The sequence below is a fragment of the Paenibacillus sp. JDR-2 genome, from assembly GCF_000023585.1.
Classification (GTDB): domain Bacteria; phylum Bacillota; class Bacilli; order Paenibacillales; family Paenibacillaceae; genus Pristimantibacillus.
Genome location: NC_012914.1, coordinates 7081081 through 7105042, shown reverse-complemented (window position 1 = coordinate 7105042; position 23962 = coordinate 7081081). Strand labels below are relative to the sequence as shown.

Genomic DNA, 23962 nt, shown 5'->3' with positions numbered 1-23962 from the left:
CCCCTAGCTTAGAAACAAGGATGCCGCCCCAAGCAAGCCGGCTTTGTTGCCCAGCGCAGCCGGACGGATGGAAACTCCCGCGAAGCTGCTCATAATCAGCGATTTGGTTCTCGCTTCTACGCGTTCTACTAGCGGCAGCTGCTCCATAACGCCGCCGCCAACAACGATAGCCGCCGGGTTAAAGATATGAATCAAGGAAGCGAGGCCAAGGCTGACCTCGTCAATCCATCTATTCAAGATCCCGCCCAGCTGCTCATTGCCCTGTTGAATCAACTCGAATAACGTTCTGCCGTTGACGCAGGACGGATCGGCCTGCCGCGCCTCGTTTACCAGGGCGGTTGTGGAGGCGAAGCTTTCATAGTAGGACGACGGATGCGTGAACATATGGCCGAACTCCGCCGCAACCCCATTCGCTCCTTTATAGAGCCGGTTGTTAATGACAATAGCGCCGCCTATGCCGGTTCCAAAGGTAAGACATAAGAAATCTGCAATGTCTTTGCCGGCGCCGTAACGGGCTTCGCCAAGCGCCGCCGCGTTTACGTCGTTTTCCACCTTTACCGGCACGTCAAAACGTTCGCCAACGATCTTGCTTATCTGCATGCCGGTGTAATCCGGAATATTCGCATTGGCGTAGACGATAGAGCCTTCCTCGGCGTTTACTTGTCCGGCCGTACTGATTGCGATGCGGTCATAACCCGAGTATGAAGACATCTGCTCCATCAGCCGCTTAATGACATGAGGCCCGCCCCGGGCACTCTCCGTGGAATACTCCGTGAACCGCTCAATGTTCCCGTGCTCATCGCAAAGACCAAGCTTTGTTTGGGTGCCGCCGATATCCGCCGATAGAATCCGCATGAGACCTACTCCAGCGCTTTCAGAAAACGTTTCGTAATGTCCATCGGCCTTGTAATAGCCGAGCCAACAACGGCGGAATACGCGCCAAGGTCAAACATGGCTCGCAGCTCCTCCGGCGTCGAAATACCGCCTTCGGCAATGACGGGTACGTCCAAGGTTTGCACCAGCTTGGTAATCAGTCCGAAGTCAGGAAGCACTTGGCCCTTCGTTGCTTCCGTGTAACCGCTTAACGTTGTGCCCACGCAATCGAAGCCAAGCCGGACGGCTTGCAGCGCTTCCTCGCAGGTCGAGCAGTCCGCCATAAACAGCTGGTTCGGATACTTCGCTCGGATGCGGGGGAACAGCTCGTCGATCGTCGATCCGTCCGGTCTTACTCGGTCCGTAGCGTCCATGGCGATAAGCTCAACGCCTTCCTCGCAGAGAGCATCCACTTCTGCCATTGTTGGCGTAATGAAGACGGGACAATCCCCGTATACCTGCTTAATAATGCCGATAATCGGCAGGTTAACCCGCGTCTTGATCTCGCGGATGTCCTCCACGCTGTTCGCCCGGATGCCAGCCGCTCCGCCAAGCGAAGCGGCATAGGCCATTTTCCCCATAATAAACGGGCTGTGCAGCGGTTCTTCGGGAAGCGCCTGACAGGAGACGACCAGCTTTCCTTGTATTCGCTCAAACAAGTTATTCATGCCAATGACCTCTCTCTTCTCTCAATGTATGAAGCTATTCCTTAATGGCACCGGCCGTAGCTCCGGAAGTGAAGTAGCGCTGGAACAAAATAAAGATAATCAGCATGGGAACCGCCGCAACGGTTGCTCCCGCCATTTTGTAAGCAAAGTTCGGATTGAGGTCCTGCATCAGGGTCGCGGTCCCAACCATCAGGGTCTTCATGGTCTTCTCCTGGCCGATCACAAGCTGCCACAGGTAATCGTTCCAAATCTGCACGAAGTTCAAAATAAACAAGGCACCGATGCCCGGCTTGACGATAGGCAGCATGATTTGCAGGAATACCCGCCACTCCCCGGCACCGTCGATTTTGGCCGCTTCCCGCAGCGCATCCGGCGTACTGTCGAAAAAGCCCTTCAGCAGGAATACCCCAAATGCGCCGGCTACGTTAGGCCAGATCATACCGTGGAAGCTGTTGACCATGCCGAAATCCTGCACAATCCGGAATAGGGGGACAATCATAATTTCTTTTGGAATCATCAGGCTCGAAATAAACACGATAAAGATGATCTGCCGGCCTTTGAAATGGATCTTCGAGAACGCGTAAGCCGCCATCGAGCCAACGGCAATGACGAGAATCGTCGTGGCTCCGGCAACAAAGATACTGTTGAACGTCCATCTTAAAGCGGGCTGGTTCCGAAAAATATCGAAGTAGTTGGCGAAGGTAATGGAAGCGGGCCACCAGTCCGGCGGCATCTTCACCACATCGGAGCTGTTTTTCAAGGAGCTGGTGAACAGCCAATATAGAGGGAACAAGCTGATTACCGCAAAGAAGGTAACCAGAATATTCGACACCAGATCAAAGGGCTGCAGTTTATTTGCTTTCTTCGGTTGCGACATCATGATTTCAACTCCTCGCTTCTACTTCTGTTTGAGCATGGCCTTTAATTGAGGGATCGACAGCAGCAAGGTGATGGCGAACATGATAACGCCAACTGCGGAAGCTATGCCAAGCTGGTTGTATTTGAACGCGTTATTGTACAAGTAATACATGAGGGTGACGGAACCGTTGTTAGGCCCGCCGCCTGTGAGAAGCTGAATAACGACGAAGATCTTCAGCACGGCAATAATGTTGATGATCGTAATGTAGATCGTGGTCGGTTGAACCGAAGGGATCAGGATTTTCGTTATAACCTGCCATCTGCTTGCCCCGTCCACCTCGGCGGCTTCGAAGAGGTCCTTGGATACCCCGATCATGGAAGCGATATAAAGAATAATCGACTGACCAACGTTGCCGGCGAACGTCACGAAGATAATAACGGGCATTACCGTTTGCGTATTGCCGAGCAGATTGACCGTACCCAGCCCTGCTTCTTTTGCAAAATAGGAGATGAGGCCGTTAGCCGGATTAAGCAGGAAACTCCACACCATACTCATGACGACCATGGAGACCATGACCGGTATATAGTAACTTCCCCGGATGAAGGAAACGTACTTGGCATTTTTATCGAAGATGGCGGATGCCACAAACAAGGCAAAGCCTACGGTTAACAGAACGATAAATACAACAAACACGACCGTATTCACGAGCGCTTTGAAAAAGACGGGATCATTAAACAAAGCTGCGTAATTGTCGAAGCCTACAAAGCTTTCATTCTGGTAATTGATTTTATAAAAGCTGAGCCGGATGCCTTCCAGTATCGGATACACGAGAAAAGCAAGGAAAATGAGCATTTGCGGTAAAATAAACAAATAGCCGGTAAGGTTCTCTTTCACAAAACTGTTCCGAATGCGCATGGTGGCTGCCTTTCCGATTAGCGGCTCTTCTTGCTTTCCCGAAGACGAAGAGCCGCTGATCCTGTTTATTTGTCTAACCTAGCTATTTCTTATAAATGACCGAGTTTTCTTTGTTGGATTGAATAACCTTATTCCCGTTAGCTACATAGTCTTTAATGGCTTGCTCAGGCGTTTTTGCCCCCATGTACAAAGCCTGCAGCTCCGGATAAAGCGCCTCGCGCAATTGGCTGTAGCCCGGAACGTTGCCGCTGAAGTTGAAAATGTATTTGGAGTTCGCATCGTAGGCCGCAAAGAAAGGATTCTCGCCGCTCAGCTCTTTAATGACCGATGCGCGCACCGGAATGCCGTTTTTCGACGATTTCACGAGCTCCGGATCGCTGGAGAAGAACTTCACGAAGTCTTTGGCCACTTCGGTTTTCTTCGGATCTTTGGATTGGAATACGCTTGCGCCAACGACGTAAGTGAAGGTCAGCGGATCGCCGCTTTCCGAAGGAATATTCGCCAGTCTGACATCGAACTTAGGAGAAGTGCCGCTTGCCATGTTGGCTTTAATGCCGTTGAACAGAACCGGGTTCGTAAAGCTGATGGCGAGCTGCTGGTTTTGGAACATGGCGTTTGCGTCATTGGAGGAGACGGATTCAGCACCCGGGTTTGTATACTTGGCGTCGTAGATTTTCTTCAGCCATGCCGCCGATTTAACGCCGTTCTCGCCAAGCACGATATTGCCGTCCTTATCGAAGAAGTCCAAACCAAACATTCTCAGGTAAGACAGGTTCCAGGTATCTCCCTGGTTGTTGACCGCAAACAGCGCCATCGGGTATGCGTTGGAGTATTTATCTTTAGGAAGCTTGGTCTTGAGGCCTTCAAGAATTTGCTCGTATTCGGCAAGCGTCCAGGTCTTGATCTCGTTCTCCCCGCCGACGTATTGCTCGAGTCCGGCTGCCTTGAACATATCCGCGTTGTAGACGAGCGTTCCCGGATTGTTCTGGAACGGGTAGAAGTAAATATCGTCGCCAAACGTCACCATATCCCAGTAGTTCTGGGCGATATCGCTCTTCGCATTGTCGTCGATGATGTCGGTAAGCGGCTCAAGCGCGCCGCGGTGCACGTAGTCGCCCATGGCGAATGTGCTTTCGAAGAAGACGTTTGGAGCGGTTCCGCCGTTAAGATTGACATTCAGCAGCTGGTCGCGCTGATCGCCGGCGATGACCTCCACTTTAATGTCCGCGTCATATTTGTCGTATTGCTCGGTAAATTTCTTGGCCGCGTATTTCAGGAAGCTGTCGTAATCGGCGCCTTGCTCGGTTGCATCCAGCACGCCTTTCCATTGCGGAGTCAGCCATACGTTAATCGCGACCTTTTCTTTACCTTTCGAATTACCGCCGCCGTTTGCGCTTGAACCTTCGTTTTTGGCATTGCCGGAGCATCCCGCGAGCAAAGCCATAATCGTTACCGCGGTAATGCCCATGGACCATTTCTTCATCTTTAACCGCTCCCTTTTCGTGTTAGGATCTGATCTGGCAGTGGACTTTTCTAGCGAACAAAATTGGCAATGGCCTTATCGATGCTGGCGACAATCTGCCGGATCTTCTCTCCGTCATCGCCGCTGAGGTTCTCGAGCGGAGCCCGAACGCCGCCAATGTCTACCCCTCTTGCGCGAAGCACTTCCTTGATGCCGGCATACATCGAGCCGTTTAAGGAACAAAGCGCAATGATGAGGTCGTTGATCGCGCTTTGAAGACGCGTAGCTTCTTCCAGCTTGCCTTCCTGCAGCAATACGTTGGCCTCCAGGAACAACTCCGGCATAGCGGCATAAGTGCCGCCGATTCCGCCTTGCGCTCCCATCATGCGGCCGGCCACGAATTGCTCGTCCGGACCGTTAAAGACGATAACGCGGTCACCGCCGACGGATTTAAACCGCTCGATGTCGAGCGCCGGCATAGACGAGTTCTTTACTCCGATAACCTTGTCGCTTGCAAGCAGCTCGCGGAATACGGCAGGCGTTAACTGGTAGCCCGTTGTCTGCGGAATGTTATAGATGATGAACGGAAGCGGGGTTGCATCCATAATGTCGTTCCAATAACGAATGACCGCGCTGTCCGGCAGCTTGAAATAAATCGGCGGTATAGCGGAAAGAGCGTCATAACCAAGCTCTGCGGCATGCTTCGCCAACTCGATGCTGTCTCTGGTGGACGGTGCTCCAACGTGAGCGATAAGCGTCATCTTGCCCTTCAGGCTTTCCGCCGCGTAAGCGAGTACCGCTTTTCTCTCTTCGATACTTTGATAAATGCACTCGCCAGAGCTTCCTCCTACGTACACGCCTTGTACCTTCTTGGCTAACAAATAGGACGCAAGTTGTCCGGTCCGATCCTTTGAGATGTTTCCGTCATTGTCGTAACAAGCGTAAAAAGCTGGAATGATGCCATGAAATTTTTGCAGGCTCACGGTTAGTCCCCCTATTGTTCTTGAAGTAATTGGAGGATTATTTTCTCTCCTTGGGAACGGATGAAAATAATTTTCTCCCTTTTGGAACACAGCGTTCCGATCGTTGGTTTGAACTGCGGTAAGGACTGCCGGCTGTCCTTAGCTAACGTTTTAACACAAAAAATCAGCTTTGCCTGCGGTTTCGGGCGATGAGGTAAAAAATGAACCTTGGGGTGTAAAAAGAGAGGTATCCCTGTGGGAAGCGCTTCCAAAATGGCGGAAAAGAAAAAGTCCCGCCGCTTGGACGAGACTTTCAGAGGTTTTAGTTAACGCGGGGAGTCAGGAATCGCTTTGGCGGCAGGGAACCGAAGGGTCACCTTCGTACCTTGCCCAGGCTGGCTTTCAATCGCGAGTCCATATCCGTCACCGTAATAATAGCGGATGCGGTCCTGCACGTTTTTGACGCCGATATGCGTGCTGCCAAGCGTATCCTCGGCCGCTTCGTTCAAGCGTTGACGGAGCTTTGCGAACTCCTCTTCCTTCATGCCGGCACCGTTATCCGTGACTTCAATATGCAGGGCTTGTCCGGAAACAAAGGCGGCTATTTGAAGACTGCCCTGGCTGCTTTTGCGCTCCAAGCCGTGAACGATGGCGTTCTCCACAATCGGCTGCAGCGAGAAATGCAGAACCGGAAGCGTTTCGGCGCCGGGTTCGATTTTTTCCGAATAGCTGATCTTGTCGCCAAAGCGCATTTGCTGCACCTTCACGTATAGCCGGGTATGCTCCAGCTCCTCCTTCAGGCTTACGATATCTTTGCCTGTCTGAATATGAATGCGGAACAGCCGGCCAAGTAGGCCCACCATATCCGCAATATCCCGCTGCCCCGCAATGATAGCCTTCATCTGGATCGACTCAAGCGCGTTGGCCAGAAAATGCGGGTTAATCTGGCTCTTGAGCGCTCCGTATTGCGCTACCTTCTGCTGGGCAAGAGTCATGGACGACCGTTCGATATGCTCCTGCAGATCCTCCACCATTTTGCGGATACCCTTATAGAGCACGCCGAACTCATCCTGCCGCTGCGTGCTGAGGTCGACGTCGAACTTCCCAAGCCCAACCGCCCTGACCTGCTTGCTGAGCTGAATAATCGGCTTAGTGACGCGTTTGGACAGCATAATCATGAACAGCAGCGCCGTAACGAGGGAGCATAAAGCGCCCCACAGCAATATTTTGCGGAACATGGCCGCATCCTTTGTCATGTTATGCTCATCCATGTACTGAATAACCTTCCAGCCGGAGAAAGGCGAAGTAATAAAGTTCAGGTAAGAAGGGACGCCGTTCATGGCGGAGTAATAGTTCCCCGTGTACGTCTGCAGCTTCGCTTGACTGCCCGGCTGCCCAAGATCCTTCAGCAGCTGCTCCTGATTAGGGTCCGAGGAGTAGACGATACCGCCCTCGTCATCGAGAATAAGAAAATTCCGGTTCGTATTCTCGGACAAGCTTAAGATCTCGCGAAGGGAATCAAGCCGGATATCGACCAGGATGACGGCCAGGTTGGATCTGGTTCCCGTCTTGTTGATGACCCTGGCGATCGAAATGACCGATTCGGAAGAATTCGTCCGCAGAAAAGGGGTATGCGCGCCAAACAAAACCGCCTTGCCTTGCGAATGGAGCGTTTTCTTATACCAGTCCTGGTTGAATACATCGTCCGTGTTATAGTCGGATTGATTAAAGTCCGCCGAATAGAAGATCCGGCCGCCGGCAAATACCTGCACGCTATCGACGTTCTTGACCGTAAGCTCAATACGGCTGATAAATTGTTCTATGACGCTGCCGTATTTGATGCTGATATCGCTTGGATCCGTATTCTTGTTCTCCGACCAATGGACAAGCGAGCTTTGCAGCTGGCTGTCGAGCTGGGCGGTAAGCGTGCCGGTCTCAATGCTTTGCAGGTATTGATCGATATTGAAGGACAAATTGTTCAGAATAAGGTTGGCGCTGTTCTGATATTCGTTTTTTACCGTTTGAAGCGAGAACAGGTACACGATGCCCGACATGATCGTCAACGGTAGGGTAATAATGCAAATCATAAGAATGAAAATCTGATGATTGACGCGCAATTGTCTGAATCCGCCCAAGCTTCTCACCGCCTTTACGACCTAAATATAACACTGTTTATAACATTTGCTACTGCAATGATAATATAGACGAGATGACGTAAAAAAAGGGGAATGTCATGTAAAATCCGGGGGATTCTCCCCATTTTTCAAATAAATTATGCTTAAACGGCAGGAGACGGGCAAGCTGCAGCTGCTTGTCTCTAATCAGGAGCAGGGGGAATAGATATGGCAGCACCGAAGAAGAAGGCAACGATTATAATGACAATCTTGTTAGCTATGCTTACGGCAGCCTGCAGTTCCAACAACAACGCACCGGGCAACAAGACATCAAGCGAACCGCAGACAACCGCATCGGGCGGCAGTGAGGCAACGCCGGAAGCCAAGCCCGTAGAGATTACATGGTGGAACTTTCCCAACTTCCAGGCTTTAGACGGAGAGGTTGGCAAGTACGAGAAAGAAATGATTGCCGCATTCAACCAGAAACACCCGGAAATCAAAGTGAATCTTGAAATGATTACGTTTGACGGAGGGCCGGAGAAGCTGAACGTGGCGATTGCCTCCAACTCCGCTCCCGATGTCATTTATGACGCACCCGGACGAATTATCGACTGGGGTAAAAAAGGGCTGCTCGCACCGCTCGACGACATGATATCAGGCGAGGTGCGCAGCGATATTCCGGAAGCGTTCTGGAAGCAGTCCATGGTAGGCGACAAAACGGTTATGTACCCGATTAACACGGCTCCGTTCATGATGGCCGTAAACAAAACGGTATTCGAGAAAATAGGCGCCCTGGATTTGCTTCCGCTGGACCGCAAGGACCGCGTATGGAGCTTTGACGAGTATAAGGCTGCGCTGCAAGCGGTGAAAGAAAAGGCTCCCGACGTTATTCCGTCCGTCTTCTTCGCCAAGAGCCAAGCCGGCGACCAAGGCACAAGGGCGTATATTGCGAACCTGGGTCTTTCCTCTTTCCTGAAGGATGATCTCTCCGCCATTGCCATCAATACGGACCAAGCCGGCGCGGCGCTGGATTGGATCGCTCAAGCACAGAAGGATAAGCTTGTCATTTCGGGCTCCGCGGCGCTTGCGGCATCCGATGTCAACGATTTGTTCCTGCAAGGCAAGGTGGCATTCTCCATCAACTACTCCGCCGTGTTGAAAGCGCAAAACTCGACGATCAAAAAAGCGGAGTTTGAAGAAGCGTTGCTGCCGTTCCCGACGCTGGACGGATCGGCGCCTAAGCTGGAGCCTTACTTGGGAGGCATGGCGATCTTCAACAACGGAGATGATGCCAGAATTCAAGCGGCAAAAACGTTTATCGATTTTGTAGCCAATGATGAAGTATACGGCAAGAAAAACCTGATTCAGACCGGCGGCTTGTCCGTGCGCAATTCGATTACGGGCCTGTACGACGATGAGGAATATGCTTACTCGGAGCTCGCCCGCCAGTTCATCACGGCACCTCCAACCATCGCGGACGGTTATGCGGAGATTCGCACGTACTGGTTCCCGGCGCTGCAAAGCGTTCTGTTAGGCCAGCAGACCGGCAAAGAGGCGCTGGACAGCTTCGCGAAAAGCGCCGATGAAGCGATTGCGAAAGCCAAAGCCCAGTTGAAATAAGAAGGCGTGCTACTGAGCAGCGCACAGGCTTAACGACATAGAAGCCAAGCTTGCCCCGGCTTATATGCGCTTGTGCGCTGCTCTTTTGTTACCAGAAAGGAAAGGAGAGACTCATCATGCTTTTAACGGCTCTAAGATCCAAACGCTTGTTATGGCGCGAATGGCTGGCCAGCTATTTATTCCTGCTTCCCGCACTTGCCTTCTTCCTGCTGTTCGTCGCTTATCCGATGCTCAGAGGCGCTTATATCAGCTTGTTCGACTACAGCCTGAATCGATTCGAATTTATCGGCCTCCGCAATTATGCCGATCTGTTCCGCGATAAGACTTTTTTGAAATCGATGAAGAACACGATCCTTATCGTTCTTATTACCGTTCCGGCGGTTATTGCCTTTTCGATTTTCGTATCCAACACGATTTACCGGAAGAGCGAGCTGGCGAGATCCTTCTTCCGAGGCGTGTTCTACTTGCCGGCGGTGTCCTCGGTTGTCAGTATCACCGTGGTATGGGCCTCTATCTATGATCCGAATTACGGCATTCTGAACTATGTAACCAGCTTGTTTGGAGCGGAGCCCATTGCCTGGCTGGGCGATCTCCGGACGGCATTATTCGCGATAATCGCGGTGCTTGTGACGACCTCCGTCGGCCAGCCGATTATTTTGTACGTAGCCGCTTTGGGGAATATCCCAACCTCCTACATCGAAGCCGCTCAAATTGACCGGGCTACTCCTGGACAAATATTCCGGAAGATCATATGGCCGATGCTGATGCCAACGAATCTGTACATTATCGTCATTACGACGATTAATACGTTCCAGACCTTTGCGATTGTCCAGCTCCTTACCGCTGGGGGGCCGCTTAACGCTACTTCGACCGTCATGTACGGCGTGTACGAGAAAGCGTTTATGCTGGGATCGTTTGGCGTAGCAGCCGCGATGGGCATGATTCTGGCGGTTGTCATTGGCATCATTTCGCTCATTCAGTTCAAATTTTTGGGCAGCGACGTTGAGTACTAGGAGGTAAGCTCATGAATGCATACATGCCGTTTCGAAAAAAACCAAAAAAGCTGATCTCGAATATCATGCTTCTTGCGGTGGCTCTGTTTTTTATTTTTCCCTTCTATTGGATCGTCACCGGCGCCTTCAAGGTGCAAAACGTGGCAGTGGCTATTCCGCCGGAATGGTTCCCGCACGCTCCAACGCTCGATAATTTCACGGTTCTGTTCAAAAATCCCGTCTGGCGCTGGACCTTCAACAGCTTCTTTGTTGCCGCGGCTGAGATGGCGGGCGTATGCCTCGTAGCCTCCATGGCCGGTTACGTGCTGGCAAAAAAGCAGTTTCCCGGACGGAAAATCATTTTTACGCTGTTTGTCGCAGCCATGGCTTTGCCTAAGCAGGTTATTCTGGTTCCGCTATTTACGATGATTGCCGACTTCGGTTGGATCGACCATTATAAAGCGTTAATTCTGCCCGCAATTGGCTGGCCCTTTGGCATCTTTCTCGTTAAACAATTCGCGCAGACCTTGCCCGGAGAGCTGCTCGAGGCGGCCAAGGTAGACGGCTGCACCGAGCTTAGGCTTTATTACAGCATCGTGCTTCCGCTGCTCAAGCCCGCGCTTGGGGCGCTTGCGATCTTTACCTTCATCAATGCCTGGAATGATTATTTCAGCCAGCTCATTATGATCCGGTCTACCCCTATGATGACGCTGCCGCTCGGCGTCGCAACGCTGAAGGGTGAATATACGACGCCGTACGGCGTGCTGATGGCAGGCGCGGCCTTCGCCTCGCTTCCGATGATTGTAATCTTCCTGTTGTTCCAGAAAGCCTTCACGCAAGGCATTACGATGGGGGCCGTAAAAGGGTAAAAGTAACTTAGAGCATGATTTGATGCAGCAATCCTCCATACATTGGACTTCCTCCAGTGCAAGTGGGCTATCCCTTTGTCACCTAGTGACGAATGGATAGCCCACTTTTTTTAATGCATGATACCGAGCTGCCTCCGATAGTCGGTTGGCGTTGTGCCCGCCACAAGCCGGAACATTTTCACGAAATGCTTGTAGCTCTTGTAACCGCACATCGTGCATACATCGGTCACAAGCCGATTAGTGTCGCGAAGCAGCTTCTTGGCGTAATCAATGCGAATTTCGGTGACAAAGCTCAAATAGTTCTGATTCAGCTTCGACTTGAACAGCCGGCTTAAATAAGAGGGGTTATAGAAGAAATGATCGGCCACCATCTGCAAGCTGAGCTCCTGATCAATGTTCTTCTCGATAAACCCTTTTATTTGGTTGAACACCGCATTTTCCTGGGATGACTGGTGAGTCTGTTTAGAGTAAACATCGTTCAGATGAACGACCCATAACGCCAGGTATTCGAACAGGCTCTTGAGGGTCCTGTAGTCATGGACAAAAGACAAATCAAGAAGCTTCTCGCTGGATACTCCCTGGACCGGTATGCCCTCTTTGTGGGCAAAGCGCAGGGTGACGTTAATAATCTCCTGCAGGAATACGAGCCATTGTTCCGCCTGAATATGGGGCAGAGCCTTCTCCGATTGCTCGCATAACCTGTCCATCAGCTCGCCGGCAGCAACGGAGTCTCCTTGCTCCAGGCAGGCCTGCAGCTTCTTGCGGTCATCCGGGTGAAGCGAGACGAAGCGGTCGCCGCCTGCCGGGGCTTCATCAGCCGGCAAATGGTCGGCTGATATCAACCATTGTCCGGGTGAAGCAAAACGTTGGAGCAGGCTCAGTCCGGCAGATTTGAGCGCTGCTCCTGCTTTTGCCAGATCGGACGTTGCAGGCCCTACGGAGAGATAAAGCCGAGTATCGGGATGGATTGGATTCAGGGAAGAGGATAACCGCCTGCTAAGAAGCTGGTCTGCCCCTGAAGGATCGGATAGTCCTGCGAGTACCAACAGAACATAGAGCCTGCCTCTGCTCATGTAGCCCATAAGCCGATGCCCCGGGGAAATCTCGGCAGCTGCCTTGCCTATAAGCTGCTCCGCTGTCTGGCGCCATTTGCGCTCCTGTTGCAGTCCGCTGCGGCCAAAACAGCTTGCCGCAAGCGTCACGTAAGTCAACTCTGACTGCTCATTAAATCCAAGCAGTTGTCTCCAGCCCGGTATATCGGATAGGCTTCCGTCCATAAGCTGCTTCACAGCCTGACCGTATTGCCATTTCGTTAGCTCGGCGGCTTTTGCCTCGAATTCCCGCTTCTTCCGCCGCTCTTCCCGCTTCTGCTCCAACCGGTTGATGCAGGCCGTTATCGCCTCCATGCTGACGTCATACTCCAGCGGCTTAAGCAAATACTCCTGAACAACGCCTAGACGGATAGCCTCCTGCGCGTATTTGAATTCGTTGTAGCCGGTGAGAATGATAAAGCTGGCATTCGGAAGCAGCGGCTTTAACTGCTCGATCATTTCCAGCCCGTTCATCTCGGGCATACGAATGTCGGTCACGATTAAATCCGGCTCTTCCCGCAGAGCCACGTCTACGCCGGCCTTGCCATTCTCGGCCTCCACAATTCCGCCGACGCCGAGCTGCTCCCAAGGGAAATAATGCTTTAAGCCAGCGCGAATAAGCGGTTCGTCTTCGACAATCATTACTTTTAGCATGGCATTCACCCGGATTCGAATTTTACGAAATATTAAAATAATTATACCGGAAAGGCAGATTGGCTTGAATCGGGCTACGGGATAAGCGTAAAGAATGGACCGGTTATGTCAATTTTGAGGGATACGTGGCTTTAAAATATAAGGCTAACTCAGAAGAATGAAGAGAGATCGTTGAAGTTAGCGGAAAGAATAATTAGATTCAGTATAGCGAAGACGAGGGCAGGTGCTGTTTTGCCGAAAGAATCACGCGCCTTGAGATGAACGAAGCAGGCAACCAGCATTGTAATGGCTAACCAAATAACGGCCAAATCAAGTATCCCGTTATCCCAATAGCCAGCGCATAAAGCCGCGGCACCGATCAATTGGACGAAGCCGGTAATGATGCGGAATTCCCGGGATAGTCCAAGATGCGTAAAAATGCCGGTCCAATACTTGGCTCCGAGAACCTTGGCGGTACCGGAGAAAAGATAGTAGGCCAAAAGCAGGCTCTGAAGAACAATCGTCATAACAACCATATTCATTCCTCCTCTTCATTTAAAGGGGTAAAGTATCGTTCAATGAAACTAGATCCAGGCTTTTTATACGGTCGGGATCGGAGATCACGTCAATTCCAACAATCTTCCCATCCGCATAAGCGAGAGCCAGAACGAGAAGCAATTGGCCGCCAGGCGATACGGTAACGCCAACCTCTCCGTTAATAATTGCGGCTCGCGCAGCTTTGGCGCGCCCAAACATTAATTGCTCGGCTACCGCATGCGTGCCGCGTACTTCGTTCGGAGAGGCTTCGCGATCGGATCGCAGCACGACTTCCGGGTCGAGTACTTTCAGCAATGCGTCAAGATCGCCGCTCCTCGCCGCCACAAGAAAGGAATCTACAAGTCTCTTCTGAACAGAAAGGTCCGTGCCGGATGAAGTCTTTGCCCCTTGAACGCGGCGGCGCGCACGGCTGGCCATTTGTCTCGCGGCTGCCTCTGACCGGCCAATAATTGGGGCGATCTCGGCATAAGGTATGGCAAAAATGTCATGAAGCACAAAAGCAACCCGTTCACCGGGGCTTAAAGTGCTGAGCACGACAAGCAAGGCCAGCCCGATGGAATCGGCCATCAGCATTGCACTCTCGGGATTGCCTTCCGGTCTGTTATCGATAGACTTCCCGATATCGTAAGCCTCTATCGGTTCTTCGCGCCTTGCTTTGCGAGAACGCAGCATATCGAGGCATACTCTCGAAACCACCGTGGTCAGCCATCCCCCTAAATTTTCAATGGCTTCCGTTTCGGAGCGGGTTAACCGGAACCACGACTCCTGAACGGCATCCTCTGCTTCACTCCAGCTTCCAAGCATCCGGTAAGCAACCGAACGCAAATGGGAACGATGGGCTTCGAACTGATCCGTCAGCCAACTTGAATCAGTCATCGACAACACTCCCTTCTAATTTGCTCTCATTGGGATGACGTATCGAGACAGCCCGATGTGACAGAGTATAATAAAATTTTTAAAAATGCTTATGAGGTTAAAGCGATGCATACTCGCATGAAATAACATCGATAACACGCTTGCCCCAATCCGAAGCCTCCGTGCCCGGCTCATTCCAGGCATAAGTAATAAGCGCCTTCCATAGGGCCCAGCCGCGTGCGCGGTTAACGGTATCCTGGTCGGCATTCATGGCGCTCAGAAATACTTTGCGGCTGGCCTCGTCAAAAAAGTTCCATGCCATGACCAGATCGCTGGAAGGGTCGCCAACACCCATGGTTCCGAAATCAATGACGCCGGACAGCTGGCCATTCCGCGCAAGCAGATTGCCTACGGCTACGTCGCCATGAAGCCATAGCGGAGCCGCTTCATATTTCGTCGCAAGGGCAAGCTCCCAAATCTCGGTTAGAAGCTTCCGGTCGTACTCCTCGCCCAGCTTCTCGATGACCGGTCTGGAGTCGGAATCGTATACGGCTAAGTTTCCCCCGCGATGGAAGTTTTGTATGCCTGCCGGGATGCCGTCCTTTGCATCAATGGCTTCCAGTTCCTTCAGAAAGCCGGCGAGGTCTTCGGCAAATTCGTTGAGGTCGCGGATATTGGCGTACGTAACGGTATCGCCTTCGAGCCAGCGGTTAACGGACCAGGGAAGAGGATATTCCGCGGTAGGCTTGCCTTGCGCAACGGGAGCGGGTATAGGCAGAGATAGGAGAGGCTTAAACACGGGAAGCCAGATCAGCTCTTTCGCAACAGCCGAGGCGTACCGTTCGTGACTCGGCAGGCGTACCGTCATGTCGTTGCCCAGCCGATAGGTACGGTTATCGTGTCCGCTTTTTTCCACGGGCATTATCTCTAAGTCCTTCCATTCCGGAAATTGACTGCCAATTAATCCACGCACCAGCTCGGTCGTAATTTCAATCATATTCTCGCCTCTTTTCTTAATTAATCGCTGCATCGTATTGGTACCTAGATCATAACAACCCGTCTTAGTCATATCAAAGGAGAAAACGGCTATAACGCAAAAAAAACGCCCAATGAATGTCGCGAAGTGCACGGGCATTCATTAGGCGTTTATTTATTTTGCTTGAAGCAGCAGCTCGACTGCTTTGACGACGGATTCTCGCAGGGCATCGTGACTCTTCGCCGCTTCCGGGTTGAGTCCGGGGCCAAAAGGATTGGTTGCCGCCCAAGAGGTCGCAATCGTCATAATGGACGTGAGAAGAAAAGCGGGGGGAAGGGCTGAGCTTATCCTGCCGTTTGCTTGCGCTTTGCTTATTTTGTCTATCTTGTGTTCATGGGCGACATCGCGTACGGGGAGACTGCTGACCGTATTCTGCTCCAGCGTGAACCACATAAGAAGCCGCATAATCTTTGGATTCGCCATAGCGAAATCAAATACGTTGACGGCAAAGCCCGGAATATCGTCAAACGAGAAGGGAATGCCTTCAAACGCCTGGTCGAGGTGCTTTTGAAGAACCGTGGTGAAGAGCGTCTCTTTATTCTCGAAATAAATATAGATCAGATTTTTATTGCAGCCGGCGGTTTTGGCGATGCGGTCGACCCGTGCCCCGGCAATGCCGAAAGTGGAGAACTCGTCCATGGCGGCTTCCAGAATCCGTTCGCGCGTCGCTTCGGCATTTCTCATCGGTAATCATCCTTCGTTCATTTTTGACCTAGTATAGCATACTTGACTAACCGGTTAGAAAGGACTATATTTAACTAACTGGTTAGTTATATACGCTGATCAGAACCTCCATGAAAGAAGGAATGAACGATGGCACAACGGACTTGGTTTATTACGGGGATTAGCAGCGGCTTTGGCCGGCATATGACCGAGCAGCTTCTGGAGCGCGGCGACCGCGTGGCCGGTACGGTGCGTAATCTGGACGTGGTGGATGATCTTAAGGAAAAGTACGGCGATCTTCTGTGGGCGGCTCATCTTGACGTGACCGACACCCCGGCTATTTATACGGTTGTTAACCGGGCCTTCGATGAATTGGGTACAATCGACATTGTTGTCAGCAATGCGGGTTACGGCCTTATCGGCGCGGCGGAGGAATTGACGGATGAACAGATTACCCATCAGATTAACACCAACCTTGTTGGTTCCATACAGCTGGTACGGGCTTCCTTGCCACACTTGCGCGCACAGGGCGGAGGGCGCATCATACAGCTCTCAACGGTAGGCGGACAAGCCGCGTTCGCGGGCGGGTCGCTCTATCATGCGACGAAGTGGGGAATTGAGGGCTTTATCGAGGCCGTGAGGCAGGAGGTCGCTCCTTTTAATATCGGCGTTACAATCGTGGAGCCGGGCGGAGCGCGCACGAACTTCAGGCATCATAGCATCAAGCTTGCTTCTAGAATGGAAGCATACGATATCACTCCGGCAGCTCAGGCAAGAAAGATCGTAGAGGATAAAACAGCCGTCTCCATCGGGGACCCGGCCAAGATGGCAGTCATTATGATCGACAGCGTTGACCAGCATCCCGCACCCAAAAGAATTGCCCTTGGCAGCGACTGCTATCAGGTCATTCATCAGGCGCTGACCGGCCGTCTTCAGGAGCTGGAGGCGCAGAAGGAGCTCGCTTTCTCAACCGATTTTCCGAAGGAAGACTAAGCCAAGGAACGTATACCGTGATTATAATTGCCCTCTACCCGGCTGCTGGCCGGGCGGAGGGCTGTTTTTTTGGCGCCGTGTTGCGTGGCTTAGAAACGGCCAATGGCAACCAAGGCGGCTAGCAGGAAGAAGACAAGGTTTACGCCTAGCTCCCTGTATTCCTTGCGTGCAACATGGAGTGCCGCGCCAAGCAAGACAACAACGGCAAGCGCGGCAGCCGCGACCGGCGTCAAGATTGGCGCAATACCAAGCGCCTCGGGAAGAAAAACTCCAATACTTCCAAGCAGTTCCGCCAGCCCGATAAAGGCGACAAATCCCTTCGAAAGGTCTTTGACCCAACCCCAAGAAGCCATAGCTTTTTCGTATTGAAAAGCTTTTAACCAACCTGAGAAAATAAAACCTAGGGCAGTAAGTGCCTGAATAATCCATAATGTGATATTCATCAAAAATGTTGACCTCCTGATCTCTGATAGCTGTCCTGTAAGTTATAATAGACCCGAGCCAACGAGAGAAGGAAGTAGGCACTTTATCTAAACAAAGTAAATAAAAAGTTACCTAGCGCAGCATAAGGGGGGGAGAGGCCATGAAGCAATATTGCAAATTCGAATCGGCACTCGATATATTGATCGGCAAGTGGAAGCCCGTTATTCTACTCCAGCTTCTTACCAACGGGACGATGCGTTTCAGCGAGCTTCTTAAAGCCATACCGGACATTAACAAACGAATGCTTACCCAGCAATTAAGAGAACTTGAGTATAATGACATCGTTCATCGCGAGGTGTACAACCAGGTTCCTCCAAAGGTCGAATATTCGATTTCGGAGTACGGTCAAGGATTAAGCAAAGTGCTGCAGGTTATGAACGATTGGGGCGAGGATCATATTCAGCACATGGAGTTGCTGCACGGGGCGGGACTTTCAGGGGAGAAGTCGGAATAAACGGATATTCCTCGCCTATAAATTGCGCAATAACCGAAGGCAATCCTGTATACTAATATGTGCTAGATCAATAGAGTTAATTGGGGAGGCTTACATAAGTGCAACGAGCAATAAAAAAATCCGCAGCACTCGCACTCGTTTTTTGTTTATTAATCAGCATATTTCCGCAAATGATATTCGCGGATGCGGAAAGTTCGTCAAAGGATTTCCTATCGTTCTCGGTGGAAGGGAATCCGGGCGTTATTGATAACGCGAATCATACGATAGAGGTCGTCGTTCCTTACCGTTCGGCTGTCTATAATATGCTGGAGAGCTTTACGGTTTCCGACGGCGCAACCGTGCTTAATCATACCAGCGATTTGACGCGTACGGATTATTCGAGTTCGAGAGTCTTAACCGTTGTCGCGGAGGATAACAGCACCCGGGATTACACGGTAACGGTTACAATCGGGCCAAGCAATCTGAGGTCCATTACATCGTTTAATTTATCCAATCCTGCAGTGACGGGTTTTATCGACGATGAAGCATTTTTAATTTATCTCTACGTTCCGCAAGGTACGGATCTGACAGCCTTGAAGCCTACATTCACAACGGATGACGGTGGGGCTAAAGTGTTAGTGAATGAGGATATTCAAGTTAGCGGCGCGAGCGCGCAGGATTTTACGAATCCGGTAACGTACACCGTGCAAGCGTTGGATGGCAGCACGCGTAACTATATCGTCACCGCCGCTATTCAAAGCGTTCCTAGCACGGCTAAGGAAATCACCTCCTTCGGTTTGTCCTCGCTTTCGTCCATCGGAACGATCAATGAGGCTAATCATACGATAACGCTGACCGTTCCTAACGGGACGGACCGGACGATGTTAGTCCCTACCTTTATTACGACGGGTACTAGAGTCACTGTAAATTGGGGACAGCAAATCAGCGGAGAAGACGTTGTTGATTTCTCATCGCCTGTAGATTACGTCGTTTTTGATGAAGCGGGCGACACCCAGACTTATACGGTTACGGTACAAGAAGCGGCTAGCGACGCCGGCACAACCAAAGATTTGCTTACCTTTGGCATAGACGGGGTGACGGGTATCGTGGATGAAGCCGCGCATGCGGTAACGGTTGTTTTGCCAACCGGAACAACGCGCCGGAACAAAGTCGCTTCGTTTACGACAAACGGTCAGTTCGTAAAGATCGGCAGCATCCTTCAAGCTTCCGGAACTACGGCAAATGATTTCACCGTTCCTCAGACGTATACGGTATTTGCCGAGAACGGATTGACTCAAAATTATGTCGTGAACGTAAAGCTGGCAAATGAACTGACTTCCTACAAGCTCACCTCCCCGGTACAGGTGAATGGTGTAATCGACGCCAATACTCATACGATTACAATGGCCGATATCCCGAATGGAACGGATCTTAGCGCCGCCAAGGCGGAGTTCGTTACGACAGGGGATCACCTTGAAATCAATGGGATTGAGCAGCAATCGGGTGTAACGGCAACGGATCTAAGCTCTTCCCCGATTATTTACGCGGTGGATTCCGAAGGCAACGCTATCCCTTACACGGTAGTTCTGACGTTTAAGGCATCGAACCCTTCTACTTCGAACCCTTCCGTGCCAACGGATCCGAAGCCTTCTGCGTCAACCTTCAAGACGGTAGTAGACGAGGAGAAGTTGACGGCTGATCTGAAGGGCAAGGTTGAGCAAGCAATCAAGAACCCTGCTTCCACTCCATTCTCTGACGTGAGCCAGCATTGGGGCAAAGCCAATATCGATCTGTTCGCCGCGATGGGCTTTATTACGGGGTATCAGGACGACACCTTCCGCCCGAATGCTTCGATTACGCGCGCGGAATTTTCGGCGATGATCGTTAGGGTGTTCCCGTTCATCGCGCAAAACGGTACAAAGGCCTTCACCGACGTGAAGGAAAGCTACTGGGCGGGTCAAGATATTAAAGCATTGGCCGCGAGCGGAATCATTACGGGCTATGCAGACGGTACGTTTAGACCCGATGAAGTGATTACGCGTGCCGAGATCATCGCCATCCTCAGCCGTATTGTGGACTTCAAGGCGGCAGGCTCGGAGCAGACCGCAAGCTTCAATGACATCGCGGGCGTCTGGAATGCCGACGACATTCGCGGCGCGGCATCGGCGGGTATCGTTAATGGCCGTGCGGAGGGCATCTTTGCCCCGCAAGAGCAGTCGACCAGAGCGGAAGCTTTGAGCATGATTGTGCGCGTTCTGGATCTGAATCCGGACATTAAAGCCTTACTTGGCCAGTTTAAAGCTTAAAATAAACAAAGAAACCATGCTACTTGCGCAAGGAGGCATCGCCTTCATTGCGGTAGCATGGTTTTTTTTGCGTGCAAATATCCGAATGCCCAGGCTAATCTTTCTTGTTGTAGAAGAATCGCGATAATAAAATGCCGATGAAGCCAAGTCCCATAAATAAAACCGCTTTAGCAAGTAAGGAGACGCTTGGCAGATCCATAAAAATGACTTTCATCAGGGTCAGGAATAACAGGGCGAGACCTGTCAGCCTTGCTTTCTTTATTTGTTTTTTCAGTCCGTATCCGATTACCGCAACCGAGTAGACGACCCAAACGGCCGATACTAAAAGATGCTGCGCGTTTGTGTTGAGATCCTTCGTTAATACATTCGTTACTTCGGTAAGGAACGTCAGGAGGGCTAAACCAATGCCATACCAGAGGACAAGCAAGGCCTCCTTGGTGCTTCTGCCAACGCCAAAGCGAGAAACCATCTTAATTAAGCAGCCCAATGTTACGAGCAAAACGATCCAAATGAGCGTTGCCATCGAGACGATGCTGTCCATGAATCCCATTACGGTATCGAGTCCAAGGATGCAGCCAATCAAATAAATGACAATGCCGTTGATTTGCTGCGTGAGCGACTTTACAACGAATCCGAGCCATAATGCCGCAACCCCTTCAATCAATAAGACTACGGGCACGGATTCAGCCGGTAGGAAGTTAGCCAAGCTGAACAACAGGGCATAGCTTGCAACCGTTAAGGCGTAAGGAACTTTATCTTTGCTCTCCTCTTTCTGTTTCTTCAAGAACCAGAAAGCTATCAGAGCGTACATGGCAAAGAACGCAAGCATAGCCACGTTAAAGGCCAGTTCCGAATACGACAGCTTAAACCACAGGGCTGTTAGTGCAAAGCTTGAAACGAGCAGTCGAAGCTGATGCCGGATCAGCGGAGTTTTGGCGAAAATAGAGAGCAATAGCACTAATTGCTGTGCGAGTATCCCTAGTGCAACGATTTTCTCATTCCCGTCCGCAATTAACTCATAAATCGCGAATGCGATTTGCAGCAAGACAAAGGATTGATAGAATAATGCCGCATATTTTCTGCCTAATGCAAAGACCATAAAGCTGACGAACAGCAAAGCCTCGTACACGACAAAAAATATGACGGACGGATGATCGCTATTTAGCAAAAACGGCGTTAGAACGCCTGCCGCGCTCGCCAGCATAGCCAAAGCCTGTGATCTCAGGTTATGGGAGAACAGGACTCCCAAAACGACAAACACGATATTGAGGATGAATGCCACAGGCACGTTCATTAATTCATATAGGCCGTGGGCCGCAAAGGTAGTGAGCATGCCAATGCCGATGGAGCCTCCGAATAAAACCTGCGCAAGCAGCGGCCTCTTGGCCTTCTGCTGCCTGAATCCGACGAATATAAAAGCTCCGCAGGCCACATAACCAAGGATACAGCGCATGGTCTCCGTCAGGAACCCGCCATCGACGGCTGCTTTGAATCCCCAGATGATGCCGATAAGAAGCACGAATAAAAAGATTCTCGGCAGCCATACCCGCGCAATCAGATGCTCCCAATCGGGCTTTTCCTTTTTTATTTCCTGTTTCTGCGCAGCAGAATGCCCTACTGGGGTATACGGAGCTCTTGGCGAATTTTTGGGAAGGACAGGCGGGACGTAAGGCTTGTATAAGGATTGTTTGCTTTCCTTTAATTCCGTTATTTCTTTTTCCAGCTCGGTAATCCTTGCCTCCAGTCTGCTTACTCGATCATCAAGTTCCAATTAGGCAGCCTCCTGTTTTGCCAAAAATGGTCATTCTTCTAAGTATACACACATTTATGATAGTACAGGAAAAGGATGGGAGGGAAGAAGCCCAAGCGAATTTGTGCCGGACATTACAAAAACAAGCATATCCTCGATCTGCTTATCGGCATTGCTCGAATGCTGATTGTTGTACCAGTATCTTGTGGCGCTGTAAATCGACGAGCCAATCATATGAGCGGCCGGCTCTATCTCTCCGATATCCGCGGACGCGGCTTGCTTTTGCAGCATCTGGAGGAGCATTTCATGCAGCTGCTTCTTCACCTTATCCTCAACAACAGCAGCGATAGACCGCGTGTCAATCTTGCACTGCTTATAAAACAATATTTGGAACTCGCATAGCAACGCGATAAGCTGTCTTGCGGAATCCTCGTTAAAGGACTGGCCGGGCGGAATCCGCTCTGATGCGAGGAGCGCAAAACGTTCGGTAAGCATGTCATCCAGCAAGGCAAACTTGTCTACATAATGGGCATAAAACGTTGCCCGATTAATAGAGGCTTTCTCGGCGATATCTTTCACCGAAATCGCTTCAAACTCTTTTTGCTCTGCTAAAGCCATAAAAGCTTCTTGTATCAGTAATCGTGTTCGTATCACACGGGGGTCCGTTCCTTGCTGAAGCGGCATAAAATGGATTCCTTTCCTATCGTCCGCCATCATATTTGACGTTATGTTGCCTAAGCAACACAATTGATTTTTTGATGATTGAACGAATGCGTATTGGGTCTTACTATACTATCATGCAGGTGTTGCTTTTACGACAGTAGTTGCCTGTTGCTTAGGTAGAGGAGAGGATGTCCCATATGACCATAACTGTACAACGGCAACCCCGTATTCTTATATTTGGCGCGGGCGTAATCGGCAGCACCTATGCGGTTAAATTCATTCAGGCAGGTATCGATGTCACCATGCTTGCCCGTGCCAATAGGTTCAAAACCTTAAATGAGCATGGTCTTCAATACATGGATAAAGGGAACTTAAAGTCGGTAAAGGTTCATGTTATCGAAAAGCTCTTCAATGACGACATTTATGATTTTATTTTTGTGCCCGTCCGGTACGACCAGTCGGAAGCGGCGCTGCTCGCGCTTAAGGATAACCGGAGTCCAAACATTGTAACGATGACTAACACCTCATCCGGCTATTCTTCCTGGTTGAACATCATCGGAGACAGACTATTGCCCGGCTTTCCCAGCGCGGGCGGACAGATTGTGGACGGGTTGCTGCACTCCCAATTTGGCCCGCGCATTATACAGGCGACGATGTTTGGCGAAATTAACGGTCGAAAAACGGAACGGACCGCGGCACTCGCCCGGTTGTTTAGAATGGCAAATATCCCGTACACGATTGCAAAGGATATGACGGGCTTCCAGATTACCCATGCCGTGCTGCAAATCGCTATGATCAATCAGTTGTATGTCGACGGTAAAAGAATGGACCAGGCCGAAGCTCAAAGCAAAAAAACCGCGCATCAAATGACAACCTCGCTTAAAACCTACCTGAAGGCATTGAAGAGGTCTGGAGTGCAGCTTTCTCCGGCCATGTTCGGATGGGCTTTGATCGTGCCCGATTCCATATTGGATTTTGTCTTTCTCAAGCTATTAGGAACGAAGCTTGTGGGCGAGGTTCTGTTTACGGATTACGCGGACAATGCGTACGGCGAGATTGAATTATTGAGCAAAGATTTTAGCTTATGGTTGAAAGATCAAGGAGTTATTCTATAGAGCAAAACCCGCAAACAGGGCGTCTTTAGAAGCGCTGTTTGCGGGTTTT

The 23962-nt window shown here is 50.9% G+C and carries 22 protein-coding genes; 7 read left to right on the top strand and 15 right to left on the bottom strand.

Going from position 1 to position 23962, the window contains the following annotated elements:
- Positions 1-3: 3 nt before the first annotated feature.
- The 7 genes from PJDR2_RS31240 to PJDR2_RS31210 form a co-directional block, all read right to left on the bottom strand.
- Positions 4-855, bottom strand: coding sequence for an ROK family protein (locus tag PJDR2_RS31240; RefSeq protein ID WP_015847752.1), 852 nt, complete (start codon positions 853-855; stop codon positions 4-6).
- A gap of 5 nt (positions 856-860) precedes the next feature.
- A complete protein-coding gene (locus PJDR2_RS31235; RefSeq protein WP_015847751.1) occupies positions 861-1541 on the bottom strand; it encodes an N-acetylmannosamine-6-phosphate 2-epimerase in 681 nt (226 codons plus the stop codon).
- A 34-nt stretch (positions 1542-1575) separates the two neighbouring features.
- Positions 1576-2421 carry a carbohydrate ABC transporter permease gene (locus PJDR2_RS31230; protein ID WP_015847750.1) on the bottom strand — a complete coding sequence of 282 codons (846 nt, stop codon included), beginning with the start codon at positions 2419-2421 and terminating at the stop codon, positions 1576-1578.
- An 18-nt stretch (positions 2422-2439) separates the two neighbouring features.
- Entirely contained in the window at positions 2440-3315 is an 876-nt protein-coding gene (locus tag PJDR2_RS31225; protein ID WP_015847749.1) for a carbohydrate ABC transporter permease, read from the bottom strand.
- 82 nt (positions 3316-3397) lie between these two features.
- Positions 3398-4798 (bottom strand): ABC transporter substrate-binding protein, encoded by a 1401-nt coding sequence (locus PJDR2_RS31220; RefSeq protein ID WP_015847748.1) that lies wholly within the window; start codon positions 4796-4798, stop codon positions 3398-3400.
- 50 nt (positions 4799-4848) lie between these two features.
- On the bottom strand, positions 4849-5760 hold the full coding sequence (locus PJDR2_RS31215; protein ID WP_015847747.1) for a dihydrodipicolinate synthase family protein: 912 nt from the start codon (positions 5758-5760) through the stop codon (positions 4849-4851).
- Between the two features lie 305 nt (positions 5761-6065).
- Complete coding sequence (locus PJDR2_RS31210; protein WP_015847746.1) at positions 6066-7874, bottom strand: cache domain-containing sensor histidine kinase; 1809 nt, start codon at positions 7872-7874, stop codon at positions 6066-6068.
- Positions 7875-8081: 207 nt separating this feature from the next.
- Between PJDR2_RS31210 and PJDR2_RS31205 the strand changes: the two genes are divergently transcribed.
- The 3 genes from PJDR2_RS31205 to PJDR2_RS31195 all read left to right on the top strand — a co-directional run bounded on the left by PJDR2_RS31205 (position 8082) and on the right by PJDR2_RS31195 (position 11334).
- Positions 8082-9473 carry an ABC transporter substrate-binding protein gene (locus PJDR2_RS31205; protein ID WP_015847745.1) on the top strand — a complete coding sequence of 464 codons (1392 nt, stop codon included), beginning with the start codon at positions 8082-8084 and terminating at the stop codon, positions 9471-9473.
- A gap of 116 nt (positions 9474-9589) precedes the next feature.
- Positions 9590-10486 (top strand): carbohydrate ABC transporter permease, encoded by an 897-nt coding sequence (locus PJDR2_RS31200; RefSeq protein ID WP_015847744.1) that lies wholly within the window; start codon positions 9590-9592, stop codon positions 10484-10486.
- Between the two features lie 11 nt (positions 10487-10497).
- Complete coding sequence (locus PJDR2_RS31195) at positions 10498-11334, top strand: carbohydrate ABC transporter permease (protein WP_015847743.1); 837 nt, start codon at positions 10498-10500, stop codon at positions 11332-11334.
- Between the two features lie 110 nt (positions 11335-11444).
- On the opposite strand, the gene PJDR2_RS31190 is transcribed toward PJDR2_RS31195, so the two are convergent.
- The 5 genes from PJDR2_RS31190 to PJDR2_RS31170 form a co-directional block, all read right to left on the bottom strand.
- Positions 11445-13079 carry a response regulator transcription factor gene (locus PJDR2_RS31190; RefSeq protein WP_015847742.1) on the bottom strand — a complete coding sequence of 545 codons (1635 nt, stop codon included), beginning with the start codon at positions 13077-13079 and terminating at the stop codon, positions 11445-11447.
- Positions 13080-13228: 149 nt separating this feature from the next.
- Entirely contained in the window at positions 13229-13594 is a 366-nt protein-coding gene (locus PJDR2_RS31185) for a DoxX family protein (RefSeq protein ID WP_015847741.1), read from the bottom strand.
- A gap of 19 nt (positions 13595-13613) precedes the next feature.
- Positions 13614-14492 (bottom strand): sigma-70 family RNA polymerase sigma factor, encoded by an 879-nt coding sequence (locus PJDR2_RS31180; RefSeq protein ID WP_015847740.1) that lies wholly within the window; start codon positions 14490-14492, stop codon positions 13614-13616.
- A 97-nt stretch (positions 14493-14589) separates the two neighbouring features.
- Positions 14590-15468 carry an aminoglycoside phosphotransferase family protein gene (locus PJDR2_RS31175; RefSeq protein ID WP_015847739.1) on the bottom strand — a complete coding sequence of 293 codons (879 nt, stop codon included), beginning with the start codon at positions 15466-15468 and terminating at the stop codon, positions 14590-14592.
- Between the two features lie 153 nt (positions 15469-15621).
- Positions 15622-16191, bottom strand: a complete 570-nt coding sequence (locus tag PJDR2_RS31170; RefSeq protein ID WP_015847738.1) for a TetR family transcriptional regulator — start codon at positions 16189-16191, stop codon at positions 15622-15624.
- A 129-nt stretch (positions 16192-16320) separates the two neighbouring features.
- Between PJDR2_RS31170 and PJDR2_RS31165 the strand changes: the two genes are divergently transcribed.
- The gene (locus tag PJDR2_RS31165; RefSeq protein WP_015847737.1) at positions 16321-17163 is read left to right on the top strand and encodes an SDR family oxidoreductase; all 843 of its coding nucleotides are present in this window, start codon (positions 16321-16323) and stop codon (positions 17161-17163) included.
- 89 nt (positions 17164-17252) lie between these two features.
- On the opposite strand, the gene PJDR2_RS31160 is transcribed toward PJDR2_RS31165, so the two are convergent.
- Positions 17253-17606, bottom strand: a complete 354-nt coding sequence (locus PJDR2_RS31160) for a DoxX family protein (protein WP_015847736.1) — start codon at positions 17604-17606, stop codon at positions 17253-17255.
- 140 nt (positions 17607-17746) lie between these two features.
- Here PJDR2_RS31160 and PJDR2_RS31155 point away from each other — a divergent pair, with 140 nt between their 5' ends.
- On the top strand, positions 17747-18100 hold the full coding sequence (locus PJDR2_RS31155) for a winged helix-turn-helix transcriptional regulator (RefSeq protein WP_015847735.1): 354 nt from the start codon (positions 17747-17749) through the stop codon (positions 18098-18100).
- Positions 18101-18198: 98 nt separating this feature from the next.
- Positions 18199-20385, top strand: a complete 2187-nt coding sequence (locus tag PJDR2_RS31150) for an S-layer homology domain-containing protein (protein ID WP_015847734.1) — start codon at positions 18199-18201, stop codon at positions 20383-20385.
- Between the two features lie 94 nt (positions 20386-20479).
- Here PJDR2_RS31150 and PJDR2_RS31145 read toward each other — a convergent pair whose 3' ends face one another.
- Together PJDR2_RS31145 and PJDR2_RS31140 are read right to left on the bottom strand one after the other, a co-directional pair.
- The gene (locus PJDR2_RS31145; protein ID WP_015847733.1) at positions 20480-22156 is read right to left on the bottom strand and encodes a DUF2339 domain-containing protein; all 1677 of its coding nucleotides are present in this window, start codon (positions 22154-22156) and stop codon (positions 20480-20482) included.
- A 54-nt stretch (positions 22157-22210) separates the two neighbouring features.
- The gene (locus PJDR2_RS31140) at positions 22211-22753 is read right to left on the bottom strand and encodes a TetR/AcrR family transcriptional regulator (RefSeq protein WP_049790097.1); all 543 of its coding nucleotides are present in this window, start codon (positions 22751-22753) and stop codon (positions 22211-22213) included.
- A 242-nt stretch (positions 22754-22995) separates the two neighbouring features.
- Between PJDR2_RS31140 and PJDR2_RS31135 the strand changes: the two genes are divergently transcribed.
- A complete protein-coding gene (locus PJDR2_RS31135; protein ID WP_015847731.1) occupies positions 22996-23913 on the top strand; it encodes a ketopantoate reductase family protein in 918 nt (305 codons plus the stop codon).
- Positions 23914-23962 lie beyond the last annotated feature (49 nt).